The 12,639-nt window shown below is 71.5% G+C and carries 11 protein-coding genes; 4 read left to right on the top strand and 7 right to left on the bottom strand.

The window, feature by feature from the left end; all coding sequences use genetic code 11:
• Nucleotides 1-46 precede the first annotated feature (46 nt).
• On the top strand, nt 47-736 hold the full coding sequence (locus ACH4U7_RS38865) for a pirin family protein (RefSeq protein ID WP_398532660.1): 690 nt from the start codon (nt 47-49) through the stop codon (nt 734-736).
• A gap of 33 nt (nt 737-769) precedes the next feature.
• Here ACH4U7_RS38865 and ACH4U7_RS38860 read toward each other — a convergent pair whose 3' ends face one another.
• Nucleotides 770-1,585 carry a serine hydrolase domain-containing protein gene (locus ACH4U7_RS38860; RefSeq protein WP_398532485.1) on the bottom strand — a complete coding sequence of 272 codons (816 nt, stop codon included), beginning with the start codon at nt 1,583-1,585 and terminating at the stop codon, nt 770-772.
• Between the two features lie 151 nt (nt 1,586-1,736).
• On the opposite strand from ACH4U7_RS38860, the gene ACH4U7_RS38855 reads away from it, so the two are divergent.
• A complete protein-coding gene (locus ACH4U7_RS38855; RefSeq protein WP_398532484.1) occupies nt 1,737-2,189 on the top strand; it encodes a MerR family transcriptional regulator in 453 nt (150 codons plus the stop codon).
• 514 nt (nt 2,190-2,703) lie between these two features.
• Nucleotides 2,704-3,639 carry a DUF5829 family protein gene (locus ACH4U7_RS38850; RefSeq protein ID WP_398532483.1) on the top strand — a complete coding sequence of 312 codons (936 nt, stop codon included), beginning with the start codon at nt 2,704-2,706 and terminating at the stop codon, nt 3,637-3,639.
• 94 nt (nt 3,640-3,733) lie between these two features.
• Here the strand turns inward: ACH4U7_RS38850 and ACH4U7_RS38845 are convergent, their stop codons facing one another.
• The 6 genes from ACH4U7_RS38845 to ACH4U7_RS38820 all read right to left on the bottom strand — a co-directional run bounded on the left by ACH4U7_RS38845 (nt 3,734) and on the right by ACH4U7_RS38820 (nt 10,619).
• The gene (locus ACH4U7_RS38845) at nt 3,734-4,948 is read right to left on the bottom strand and encodes an alpha/beta hydrolase (protein ID WP_398532482.1); all 1,215 of its coding nucleotides are present in this window, start codon (nt 4,946-4,948) and stop codon (nt 3,734-3,736) included.
• A 151-nt stretch (nt 4,949-5,099) separates the two neighbouring features.
• Nucleotides 5,100-5,774, bottom strand: coding sequence for a response regulator (locus tag ACH4U7_RS38840; RefSeq protein WP_398532481.1), 675 nt, complete (start codon nt 5,772-5,774; stop codon nt 5,100-5,102).
• Nucleotides 5,771-7,243, bottom strand: coding sequence for a sensor histidine kinase (locus tag ACH4U7_RS38835; RefSeq protein WP_398532480.1), 1,473 nt, complete (start codon nt 7,241-7,243; stop codon nt 5,771-5,773). Before ACH4U7_RS38835 ends, ACH4U7_RS38840 begins: the two co-directional genes overlap by 4 nt.
• Before the next feature lie 146 nt (nt 7,244-7,389).
• The gene (locus ACH4U7_RS38830; RefSeq protein WP_398532479.1) at nt 7,390-8,397 is read right to left on the bottom strand and encodes a DUF4429 domain-containing protein; all 1,008 of its coding nucleotides are present in this window, start codon (nt 8,395-8,397) and stop codon (nt 7,390-7,392) included.
• Nucleotides 8,398-8,598: 201 nt separating this feature from the next.
• Nucleotides 8,599-9,855 carry an alpha/beta hydrolase gene (locus ACH4U7_RS38825; RefSeq protein WP_398532478.1) on the bottom strand — a complete coding sequence of 419 codons (1,257 nt, stop codon included), beginning with the start codon at nt 9,853-9,855 and terminating at the stop codon, nt 8,599-8,601.
• 110 nt (nt 9,856-9,965) lie between these two features.
• Nucleotides 9,966-10,619: a TetR family transcriptional regulator gene (locus tag ACH4U7_RS38820; RefSeq protein ID WP_398532477.1), complete on the bottom strand. Its 654-nt coding sequence runs from the start codon at nt 10,617-10,619 to the stop codon at nt 9,966-9,968.
• A 117-nt stretch (nt 10,620-10,736) separates the two neighbouring features.
• Between ACH4U7_RS38820 and ACH4U7_RS38815 the strand changes: the two genes are divergently transcribed.
• Nucleotides 10,737-12,338 carry an MFS transporter gene (locus ACH4U7_RS38815; protein WP_398532476.1) on the top strand — a complete coding sequence of 534 codons (1,602 nt, stop codon included), beginning with the start codon at nt 10,737-10,739 and terminating at the stop codon, nt 12,336-12,338.
• The last annotated feature ends 301 nt before the right edge of the window (nt 12,339-12,639 follow it).

Genomic DNA, 12,639 nt, shown 5'->3' with positions numbered 1-12,639 from the left:
CTTATCGGATGACGAGGGTGGGGGCGTGGGTACTGTGGGCCGGGTGATGTGGGTACAGCGCGCCGGTGAACGGTACCGGGGTGGAGACGGGGCGGGCATCGAGACGCGCCACGCCTTTTCCTTTTCTGGGTATTACGACCCGGAAAATGTGCGATTTGGGTCACTCGTGGCCTGCAACGAGGAGCGGCTGGCGCCGGGCGCTGGCTTCGCCGAGCATCCGCACCGCGATGTGGAAATCGTCACCTGGGTGGTCGAGGGCGAGCTCACCCACGAGGACTCCACCGGAGGCCGCACCGTGGTGCGCCCCGGCGATGTGCAGCGGCTCAGCGCGGGCGGCGGGGTGCGGCACAGCGAGCGCAACGAGGGCCCCGAGCCGCTGACCTTCGTTCAGCTGTGGCTGACCCCGGCACCCGGCTTCACCTCGGCGGACGCGGGCGCCGAGCCCGGGTACGAGGTGGTGCGCGGCCTGGCCGACTCCGCGCCGTACGCCCTGGAGCGGGCGGATGCCACGCTCAGCGTATGGCGGCCGCGGCCGTCCGCCGGGGAGCGCATCGAGCTGCCGGCCGCGCCCTGGGTGTACGCGCATGTGGTGCGGGGGGAGATACGTCTCGCCGAGCAGACCCTGACGGCGGGGGACGCGGCGCGGATCACCGACGGGCGGGGGCTTTGGGCCCACGCCCCGAGCGGGGCGGAGCTGCTGGTGTGGGCGATGCGCGCGGAGCCGTCGTACGGCTGAGGGCCCCTTGTCGTACGTGTTGTTGTACGTGGGTCAGGCGCGCAGCTCGGCGAGGACCGCGTCGGTCAGCGCGGGCCAGACCTCGATCGCCCAGGGGCCGAAGGCGCGGTCCGTCAGCGCCACACAGGCCGCCCCCGCCTCCGGGTCCACCCACAGGAACGTACCGGATTGCCCGAAATGTCCGAAGGTGCGGGGCGAGGACGCGGCGCCCGTCCAGTGCGGCGACTTGCCGTCGCGTATCTCGAAGCCGAGCCCCCAGTCGTTGGGCCGCTGGTGCCCATAGCCGGGCAGCACCCCGCCCAGGCCGGGGAAGGCGACGGAGGTGGCCGCCGCCAGCGTCTCGGCGGCCAGCAGCCGCGGGGCCTGCAGCTCGGCCGCGAAGCGGACCAGGTCGGCGACGGTGGACACGCCGTCCTTGGCGGGGGAGCCGGGCAGATCGGTCGAGGCCATGCCCAGCGGCTCCAGCACCGCCTGGCGCAGATACTCGGCGAAGGGGATGTCCGTGGCCTTGGCGATGTGATCGCCCAGCACCTCGAACCCCGCGTTGGAGTACAGCCGGCGGGTGCCGGGCGCGGCGGCCGCGCGGTGCTCGTCGAAGGCGAGCCCTGAGGTGTGGGCGAGCAGATGGCGGACCGTGGCGCCCTCGGGCCCTGCCTGCTCGTCCAGCTCGACCGCACCCTCCTCGACGGCGACCAGCACGGCGTACGCGGCGAGCGGCTTGGTGACCGAGGCGAGGGGGAAGCGATGGCCGGCCGGGCCGTACGATCCGGCCACCGTGCCGTCCGCGCGCACGACGGCGGCGGCCGCCGTGGGGACGGGCCAGTTCTCGATCAACCGCAGGCTCTCCATGCCGCAGAGCCTAATGCCGGGCGCCGTGCGCACTCACCGGGCCCAAGATTTCGCCAAAACTCCGCTTGCTTGGAGTGCACTCCAAGTCAATAGCGTTGAGGACGGTGTAAAGGCCTACGGATCTACGACTGCGAGAGGGCGGCGAGGCGGCATGACCGTGTTGGAGAGCGCGCCGGTGAAGGTGCAGACATGTGCGGGGACGGCCACCCACCCCCGGCCCACCGGACAGGACCGCTACACGATCAGCGAGGTCGTCGCCCACACCGGGCTGTCGGCGCACACCCTGCGCTGGTACGAGCGGATAGGGCTGATGCCGCATGTGGACCGCACGCACACCGGCCAGCGCCGCTTCACCAACAAGGACCTCGACTGGCTCTCCCTCGTCGGCAAGCTCCGGCTGACCGGGATGCCGGTCGCGGACATGGTCCGCTACGCCGAGCTGGTGCGCGAGGGGGAGCACACCTTCGGCGAGCGCGAGGAGCTGCTGACCGCGCACCGGGAGAGCGTGCGGCAGCGAATCGCCGAGCTTCAGGACACCCTGCAGGTTCTCGACTTCAAGATCGATATCTACGCCGGTGCCCGCCGGGTGACGGAGCGGGTGTGAAAGCCATCGAATTTCCGGCGAGGGGATGCCCCGCGGGATCGGGCCTCCTCCCACCCCCTCTTGGAAAAACGTTTGATGCCGAAGCCGCGCAGTGCACAACGACCACCGGCAGTTGGGCAGCGCAACTCCGGTTGCGCCGGCTCCCCGTTCTTCCCCCGACAGTATGAACTCGCTCTTGCCGCGTTTCACCAGATGGACCAACGCCGGTCGGCCCGCCTCCGGTCGCTCCACGGCGATACGGTAATTGCGGCTGTTGTCCGCACTCGGACCGTGCCCCGGCGCTCCGGCGGAGTTGGGCGTATGGGCGACCATTGCGAAGGTGGGCGTTACGGCAAGTTGGAAAACGCTCATTTCCGGAACTCACCGGAAAAGCATTGCAGGGTGGACTTGGTCCCGGTGGTGCTTTTTGTCTTCCGAGTCCCGGTCTTGTCGACCGTTCATTCAAGGAATAACAAATAGCGCTTCCCTTTCCGATACCCACTTCACTAAGATCTGCACCATGTTTATTCGTCGGATGTTAAGAGCAACCGTCGGCTTCGCTGTCGTCGCCGGTGTTGCTTTCACGGGGACCGTCGAGGCCGGCGCGCAGTCGGCGCGGACCGCCGAGAGCCAGAAGTCGGCCGCTGAGCAGGTGCTCTACTACAACCACTCCTACGGAGTCGTCGACCGCGAGACGGCCGACGCCGTGGAGAATTCGGACTTTCTGCGGAAGTTCGCCAACTTCGAGGTCCGCACCACGAGCAGTGGTGACCTCACTTGGAAGGGCCGTTACCTCTACGGCGGCCAGACCTACATCGAGCTGTTCGGGACCGGCGACCTGCCGGGCCAGGACGCCAACTTCGGCTCCAGCTCCGTCGCGTACTCGACCGAGCACGACGGCGACCTGGCGAAGGTGAGCCAGGGGCTGCGGGATCAGGGGTTCAACAAGCTGGACGAATTCCTCCAGTCGCGTAACTTCGGCGACGGCGTCCTGGTGCCGTGGTTCGACGGCGTCCAGTTCCCCGTTGCCGACTATCCCTATGACTCCTTCGGCTCGTGGGCGATGGAGTACCGGGAGGAGTACTTCGCCGACCCGCGCAGCAAGACCGGTCCGGCGAGCTACCCCGGTGACACCAGCCGTCAGCGCTACCTGCCGGACACCTACAAGGACCACCAGATGCGGGACCTGACCCGTATCCGCTTCGCCGTCACCGAACGCGACCTCAACACGCAGCTGCCGCTGTTCAAGGCCGGCGGGCTGGACATCAAGGAGGTCCCGGGCGGCGTCCTCGTGAAGGACGGCCTGACCACGATTCAGTACGACGTGGTTCCGGCCGACAAGGTGGGTCTCAAGCAGATCCAGATGTCGCTCAACGCGTCGGTGGACGACCGGCACGTGGAGCGGATCGGCAACTCGACCCTCGTCGTGGGCCCCGGCGACCACGCCGTCTGGACCTTCGACAAGCCGTAACGCCACACAGCTGAGGCCATAGGGCCGACGCCGTACGACAACGCCGGCCTGGATCCGTCCAGGCCGGCGTTGCCGTGTTCGCGTATGAGCCCCCTCACACCAGGCCGTGGCGGCAGTCGCCGCCGTGGTCCGCGCCGTCCGCACTGTCCGCGCAGCTGACCGCCGCGTAGCGACCGAGGGCGATCCGCGCGAAGTTGCGCAGCGACTCCGTACCGGGGGCGAAGTAGCCCGTATGGCCGTGGGCCCGGTCCGCGGAGACCACGCGCGCGCCGAAGGACTGGTCGGTCGGGTCCTCGCCGTGGCCCAGGCCCAGGAAGTCGAAGCCGGTCACCCGCCGGACCCAGTCGGAGCCGTCGCGCGCCGCCCAGACCCGGGCGGCCGGGCCGAGGTCCGCGGCGTTGTCGGCGCGTACACCGGGGGAGCCGAACACCACCAGATCGGAGATCTCGGCGCCGTCGAGACGGGAGGCGGTCAGCCCGCAGACGACCGAGCCGTAGCTGTGGCAGAAGACAGCCGGCGGGGCCTGCGCGGCATCCCCGGCCGTCGCGGCCAGACCGGCGAGGAAGCGGTCGAGGCGGGGCACACCCGCCTTGGCGAGGCGACCGGTGGCGGCGTCCGGGCCCAGGCCCAGCGGGGTGGTGTAGCCGACCCATACGACGACGGCCGTACGGACCCCCGGCGCCTCCCGGCCCATCTGCGCGCGCAGCGACCTGGCCATGCCCGCCGCGGAGCCGTACGGGTGGTGGTCCGTACGGTCGAAGGTCGACAGGTCGGTGTCCGAACCGGGGACGAGGACCGCCGTGCGCTGCGCCGCCATCAGATCCCCGAACACCTCGGCCACCTGGCCACGGCCGCGCGGATCGAAGGCCAGGATCCGGCGGCCGGGGGTGAGGAGTCGGGTGTACCGGTCGATGAGCGGGCTCTTCGGGTCGGCGGCCCGCTCCTTGGCGCGCTCCGCCCGGATCGCGAGGGTGTTGGCGGTGTAGCGCAGCGCCACGGGCGCGCCGTCGAGATTGCCGACGACGCTGGGGTGACGCAGCGCCAGGGTCCGCTGCTGGGACGCGGTGAGCCCGGCGAAGAAGCGCGCGATCTCGGCGGGCGAGGCGGTGGCCGGATCGGGCAGCCGGCCCGCGGCGCCGGGGACCGGCGAGTGGTCCGCGAGCCAGGCGGCCGTACCGGGCGGCGGGCCGGTGACGGGCTGCTGCTCATGGGCCACGGTCCAGCCGACGGTGCCCGCCATGACGGTGACCATGAGCGCGGCGGTGATCAGGCTGCGGGCCCGGTGCCTGCCGACCTGTGTATGCGACATGGTCGCGTCCCCCTCCGTTGTGCGATGACGGAGGGAAACGTAGGAAGGCGGTGGGTGGCGAAGCGTCACACCTCGGAGCCAACTGCCGGGTCATACCTGGGTAGGGGGTGGCCCGGTGCGGGGGCCAAGGCGAAAGCTCAGCGGGCGCCGGCTACTGACCCGGTGTCACCAAGCCCGACTCGTACGCGAAGATGACCGCCTGGGCGCGGTCGCGCAGCCCCAGTTTGGCGAGCACCCGCCCGATATGCGTCTTGACGGTCTGTTCGGCCAGCACCAGCGACTCCGCGATCTCCTGGTTGGAGAGACCACGGGCGATCAGCTCCAGCACCTCGGTCTCGCGCGGGGTGAGCCCGCTGCGCCGCGCCGTGAAGTTCTTGCGCGGTGCGGGGCGCTGCCGGGCGAAGTCGGCGATGAGGCGGCGGGTGACGGACGGGGCGAGCAGCGCCTCCCCGGCGGCCACGATCCGTACGGCCGAGATGAGATCGGCGGGCGGCGCGTCCTTGAGGAGAAAGCCGCTGGCGCCCGCGCGCAGCGCCTCGTACACATAGTCGTCGACGTCGAAGGTGGTGAGCATCAGCACCTTCGGGCGGTGGGTGACGCCGGGCGGCGGGTCGAGTATTCGCCGGGCCGCCTCCAGGCCGTCCATCTCGGGCATCCGGACGTCCATGAGCACGACGTCCGGGTGGGTGCTGCGGCTGACGTCGACCGCCTGCTTCCCGTCGGGGGCCTCGCCGACCACGTCGATGTCGCTCTGCGCGGCGAGCAGCGCGGCGAAGCCGGCGCGCACCATGGCCTGGTCGTCGACGATGATCACCCGGATGGTCATGGGGCGAGAGGGTACCTTTCCGCGCCGTCTGTGCTTTCTGTGTGTGCCGGGCCGTCGTGCTCCGGGCTGTCGCCCGCCGGGCTTCCGTCCGTGTCGTCGGTGGACTCAGCCATCTCGACGAGCGGGAGCCGGGCCGCGAGGCGGAAGCCGCCGTCGGGCAGCGGGCCGGTGTCCAGGGTGCCGCCGACCAGCCGGACGCGCTCGCGCATGCCGACCAGGCCGTGGCCGGTGCCGGTGGTCTCCAGGGGCGGTCCCGGTGTGCCGCTCGCCGGGCCGTTGACGACCAGCACGGTCAGCCCCGTACGGTCCGCGGAAGCCAGGATCGACACGTTCGTCGGGGCGCCCGGAGCGTGCCGCACCACATTGGCCAGCGCCTCCTGCACGATCCGGTACGCCGACAGGTCCACCGCCTGCGGCAGCGTCCCGAGCGCGGCCACGTCCTTCGCGATCGACAGCGTGGTGGGTATCCCGGCCCGTACGGTCGCCTCGACCAGCTGTGGCACCCGGTCAAGCCCGGGCTGCGGCGCGCGCTCCCCGCGCGCGTCCTCGCTGCGCAACACGCCCAGCAGCCGCCGCATCTCGGCCAGGGACTCGCGGGCGGTGGCCGCGATGGTGTCGAACTCCCGCTCCGCCTCGGGCGGGAGGCCGCCGATCCGGTACGGGGCGCTGTCCGCCTGCACGGTGATCACCGACATATGGTGCGCCACCACGTCATGCAGCTCGCGCGCGATCCGGGCGCGCTCCTCCAGCAGGGTGCGGCGGGCCCGCTCCGCCTCGCTGATCGTCTCCTGCTCGGCCAGCCGCCGCTGCGCGTCCCCGCGTTCCCGCAGCGCGCCGCCGACCAGCAGCACCACACCGCCGAGCACGAACAGCAGCACATTGGTGCCGTCGCTGTACCTCGCGCCGGGTATCCCCAGGAGCACGCCCACACCGCCGGTGACCAGCCAGACCGCGACCAGGGTGCGGCGGGGCTCGCGCAGCGCGAGGAAGAGGAGGAGGAAGAGATAGCCGATGATGTTGGGCGGCTGCCACGGCCAGCTGCGCTCGGGGAGGTCGGCGTAGCCCAACACCGCGAGCGCGCCGACGGTATCGGCGATGAAGGCGATCCACCAGGCGGGCAGCGGACGGGTGACGGCCAGCAGCAGCGGTCCGGCCTGGGCGGCGGCCAGGATGCTGGCCAGCCCGCCGTTCAGGCCGTAGTCCCTGGTGAGAAGCTGGGCGGTGACCGGGACCAGGATGATGGTGAGCAGGCCCGCGACCGTGTACGGCAGCCGCCGCAGCCAGCGCCTGGGAGACCTGGCGAGCAGCGGGGTCGCGGGGTATGTGGGCGTCACGAGCGCCCGTGCGAGGGAGGTGGTGTGCTGTCGGGTGGCCGACAGCAGGCTCTCGTGCGCGGCGGACGGCACGGCGGTGGACGCCCCTGACGCCCCGCGGTCGGGCGGCGTCTGGGCTTGCGGCGGCTGGGACATGGCGGCTTACAGCGTAGGGGTGACGGCGCGCCCGGACGTCATACCCCGGTATGGGGTTGCCCTCAGTCGCCCCAGCCCCCAGGTGCCTCCAGCCCCCAGGTGCCTCCAGCCCCCAGGCGCCCCCAGCCCCCAGGTGCCCGGGGCCGTCAGAGCTCCGCCAGCAGTTCGGCCTTCTTCGAGCTGAACTCGTCGTCCGTCAGCAGTCCCGCCGTATGCAGTTCGCCGAGGTGGCGAATGCGGTCCGCGATATCGGCGGGGTCGCGTCGTCCTGGCTGGGCCGCTGAGCGGGCGCGGCCGGCGGACGGGTCCGGGGTGGAGCTCCGTACGGCCTCCAGCACGGCCGCGGCGAACGGCAGCGACTCGTGGACCAGGCCGTAGCCCAGGCCGAAGACGACCGCGGCGGGGTCGTGGTCGGGCCGCGTCACGGTTCCGGTGCTCCCCGCGCCCGCCGAGCCGGATGCGACCACGCCCGCACCCGCACGCGCACGCGCCCCGCCCATGCCGGTGGTCGAGCCGTCCGCGCCGCGGTGCCCGCCTTCCGCGCCGTGCTCCAGCAGCCGCAGATAGCCGCTGCGCCCCTGCTTGGGGGAGCCGCCGGCGCCCCCCTTGGACTCCGGCGAGCGCCATTCGACGCCTGACAGCTCGTCGATCCGGAAGCGCTGGTCCCCGGCCTTCCATTTGGCCGAGGAGGCACCGGTCCAAAACCAGCGGAACGAGACGGCCTTGCCGTCGAAGGACGCCTTGCCGTCGTACGCCTTGAACGACAGCGGCGGCGTGGGCGCGGCGACCAGATAGGACTCGGCGGCGGTGGCGGCCGCGGGGCCGAGGGTGGTGCGGATCTCCTCGGCGTAGTACTCGGCGAGCGATCCGCGCTCGGCGGGCAGCACCAGGCGGTACGGGTCACCCCCGTCCTTGAGCTGGCCGTCGGCGGCGTCCATCAGGGGGTCGGCGCCGGGTCTGGGCACGGCGCGCAGCACTATCGTCCCCCGTTTGCCGGGGGTGACCTCCACCGCGGACAGCGCCTCGTAGGGGATGCGACGCTCGCCGAGCGCCTGCAGCAGCTTCGGCGTACGAATCCCCCGTTCGAAGCGGATGAGCACGGAGTCGGTATCGAACTCCCAGACGGTCTGAAAACCGGCCAGCACATCACCCATGCGGCTCATCGTATGCGGCGGGGGCCCGCCCGTCCCCCCTCGGAGGTTACGCGCGTCAAATCAATTTGCGCCGTCAGCTAATTTTCAGCCGTCAGCTCAGGTTCCCACTGTCAGCTCGGGGCCGACGGCAGGGGGGCGGATGGGGCAAATCGGGCTGCCGGACGGGGCGGAGCGGGCTGTCCGACGGGGCAGGTACGGCCGTCAGCTCAGACCGGAGCGGCAGGTGTCGCCGTCCGCGCAGCGCACGGACTGGACCGAGCCGATCCCCACCCGGGCCAAGTTCTCCAGGCTGGTGGTGCCCGGCTCGAAGTACCCGGCGTGCCCTTGTGCCCCGTCGGCGGACAGGACGCGGGCTCCGAAGTCGGAGGAGACCGGGTCCGCGCCGTGGCCGAGCCCGCCGACCTCCACATGCGGGATGTCCTGGATCCAGTCGCCGGAGTCGCGCATCGCCCAGACCCGGGCGCTGGTGCCCAGATCGGAGGCGTGGTCGGCGCGCATTCCGGGGCTGCCGGCGACGGCGACATCGGTGACCTTGGGCGCCAGATCGCGGGCGGCCACCCCGCACACCACCGAACCGTAGCTGTGGCACATCAGCGAGACGCGGGTGAGCGCGGGCAGGCCGTTGACCAGCGCGCGCAGCCGCAGGGCGCCCTCGGCGGCGAGCTTGCCGGTGGCGGCGTCCATGCCGACGCCGCTGGGGGAGGTGTAGTCGGCCCAGGCGATGACGGCGTTGTTGCCGTTCGGGTCGAGAGCCCGCTCGGCGTCGTGGAGGGCGCGGGCCATGCCGTCCACCGCCGTGTAGCCGCGCTTGTCCTTCTGGAAGCTCAGGATGTTGGTGTCCACACCGGGCACCACGACCGAGACGCGGCCGGCGCGTTCCAGGTCGCCGAAGACCTCGGCGGCCCGCCCGGAGCCGGTGGGATCGAAGGCGAGGATCTGCCGGTGGCCGCTCAGCAGCTCCTCGTAGCGCTCCATCCGGCGCCCGGCGTTCTGCCGGCCGAGCGGGGTGAGCGCGCTGTCGTGCATCCGCTTGCGCTCGATGTTCCGGGCCCGGACGAGGGCGATCCGGTTGGCGTGGTAGCGCAGCTCCACCGGCGCGCCGTTCATATTGCCGAGCACCAGCGGGTAGCGGCGGGCCAGGCGCTCGCGCTGGGCGGCGGTGAGCGAGTCCAGGAAGCGGGCCAGCCGGCGCGGCGGGCCGGACGGGTCGGGGAGGGCCCGGCCGCCCGGTACGCCTCCCCCGGCTACCGCTGGGCGGTGCCCCCTGGCCACCGCCGGGAGGTGTCCCTTGCGCCAGGCGGCCAGCTCCACGGCCAGTGACCCCGCGGGCCCTCTCTGCTGCCGCATGGCGGTCCAGCCGGTGGTGGCGAGCAGGACGAACACCACCGCCAGGGCGAGCAGCGCACGCCAGGCGGTGGAGCCGGAGGAGGGGGAGCCGAGCTCAGAGAAGGAAGTCACCGCGGGACACCCTAGGAGACGGGTGGTAGTGGCTGCCAAATGCCGTGACGCTTCTCACGTTTGAAGGGGATTTCGCCGGAGGCTTTTTATTGGGTTTGTCTGATTTGGGATTATCTGTCCCATCGTTCGGCCAGCGCCGCCCCGACATGGTCGAGATGGAAGGCGGTCAGGCCCCGCAGCGACTCCATGCTGGTCCCCTGGCGCTCGCCCCACAGCCGGCCGGCCACCCGGATCGCCCCGCCGAACGCCGCGACCACCAGGCGTGGCCGCGGATCCGCGTCGACGTCAAGACCCTCGCGGCGGGCGATCTCCCGGGCCAGCCGCTCCTCCAGTTCGGCGGTGCGGCGCAGATGTACGGCCAGCAGCGCGGGGGTCGACTCGATCACGCAGTACATGCGCATATGGAGGTCCTGGGGGACCAGTCGCGCGACGGCCTCGCCGATGGTGTCCCAGGCGTCGAGGACGGCGCCGTGCAGGGCGGCCAGCGGGGCCTCGTCGGCGGGGCGGCCGACCAGGGCGGCGAAGAAGTGGGACTCCGCCACATCCTGGGCGGCGAAGGCGACTTCCTCCTTGTTGGCGAAGTACCGGAAGAAGGTGCGCTGGGAGACGTCGACCGCGTCCGCGATCTCGTCGACCGTCGTGTGGTCGTATCCGTTCCGGGTGAACAGCTCCAGGGCCGAGTGCACCAGGGCGGCTCGTGTGCGTTGCTTCTTGCGTTCCCGAAGTCCCGCTGGTGGCGGGGCCACCGCCTGGTCCGTTGTCACCTGTGGGGCTCTCTTTCTGGCGCGTTCGGGCCGCTCACCATACCCGCGGGAAAGCCGGCAGTTACCGAATCGTGAACTTGTTTGTCAATTGTCAGCGACTGACACTAGCCTCCCCACATGACGTCTGAGACCACCGTCGCCCACGCGGCGCCGGAACCTCCCATACCCGATCCCCCGAAGGGACTGCGGGGCCACCCATGGCTGACGCTGCTGACCGTCGCCATCGGTGTGACGATGGTCGCCCTCGACGGCACGATCGTCGCGATCGCCAACCCCGCCATCGCCGAAGACCTCCACGCCTCGCTCGCCGACGCCCAATGGATCACCAACGGCTATCTGCTCGCCCTCGCCGTCTCGCTGATCACGGCCGGCAAGCTCGGTGACCGCTTCGGCCACCGCCAGACCTTCCTGATCGGGGTCGTCGGCTTCGCCGCCTCCTCGGCCGCCATCGCCCTGTCCGGCAGCGTGACCCTGCTGGTCGTCTTCCGCGTACTCCAGGGCCTGTTCGGCGCCCTGCTGATGCCCGCCGCGCTCGGCCTGCTGCGCGCCACCTTCCCGGCCGAGAAGCTCAATATGGCCATCGGCATCTGGGGCATGGTGATCGGGGCGTCCACCGCGGGCGGACCGATCATCGGCGGTCTGCTCGTCGAGCACGTCAACTGGCAGTCCGTCTTCTACATCAACGTTCCCGTCGGTGTCCTGGCCCTCGTCTTCGGGCTGGCCATCCTCAAGGACCACCGCGCCGAGAACGCCCCCAAGTCCTTTGACATCCCCGGTATCGCGCTGCTGTCCGGCGCGATGTTCTGCCTGATCTGGGCAGTGATCAAGTCCGGCGAATGGCAGTGGGGCGACTCCCGGACGCTGCTGTTCCTCGGCATCTCCGTCGTCTGCTTCGCGGCGTTCGCGTTCTGGGAGACCAGGACCAGCGAGCCGCTGCTGCCGCTGCGCATGTTCCGCTCCGTACCGCTGTCCGCGGGCACCGTGCTGATGGTGCTGATGGCCTTCGGGTTCATGGGCGGGCTCTTCTTCGTCACCTTCTACCTGCAGAACGTGCACGGCATGAGCCCCGTCGACAGCGGACTGCACCTGCTGCCGCTGACCGCCATGATGATCGTGGCCTCGCCGGTGGCCGGGCTGCTGATCACCAAGCTCGGGCCGCGGATTCCGCTGGTCGCCGCGATGCTGATCACCTCCGTGTCGATGTTCGGCGCGTCCACCCTCGACGTGGACTCCTCCACCGGCGAGATGTCCCTGTGGTTCGGCCTCCTCGGCCTCGGCCTCGCCCCCGTGATGGTCGGCGCCACCGAGGTCATCGTCGGCAACGCGCCGATCGAGCTCTCCGGCGTCGCCGGCGGCCTCCAGCAGGCCTCCATGCAGGTCGGCGGCAGCATCGGTACGGCCGCGCTCGGCGCGGTCATGGCCGCCAAGGTCGACGACGATCTGCCCGGCGCCTGGCAGCGGGCCGGCCTTGGGCCGCTGTCCGGGCAGGAGTTGGACCAGGCGTCCAAGGCGGTCGAGGTCGGCAAGGCCCCGCTCGCCCCGAACACGCCGCCGGAGCTGGTCGACAAGATCACCGGCGTGGCGCATGACACCTTCGTGTCGGGGATGGGCGTCGCCTTCACCGTCGCCGGCGTCGTCTCGCTCCTGGCGGCCGCGGTGGCGGCGTTCACCAAGCGCGGCGACAACGCGGAGGCGGGCGCGGGAGCGGCACACATCTGACGGGTGTCCGGCGGGTGCCCGGCGAGAGCCGGGCACCCGCCGGGCCGGCCCGGGGCCTCGGGGCAGGGGCTGTTCCCTCGCAGCCCCTGCCTGCGGTGCTGCCACGCGGGGGAGCCGGCCGTATCGATGAGCGGCTCCGCCGCGTGGCGATACAGCCGGCTCCGCCGCGCACTCGCAAACGCCGGCCGAGCCGGAAAACGCCGGGCGGGGGGGGGGTGGGGGGGGGGACCGCCCCCCCCGGGGGTTTGGGTGCGGGGGGGGGGGGGGGGGCCCCCGGCGGGGGGGGCACCCGGGCCCCCCG

The sequence above is a fragment of the Streptomyces sp. NPDC020845 genome (assembly GCF_044334165.1).
Taxonomy (GTDB): domain Bacteria; phylum Actinomycetota; class Actinomycetes; order Streptomycetales; family Streptomycetaceae; genus Streptomyces.
Note: the sequence above shows the minus strand (reverse complement) of the source record. Positions and strands in the feature narration are given on the sequence as shown.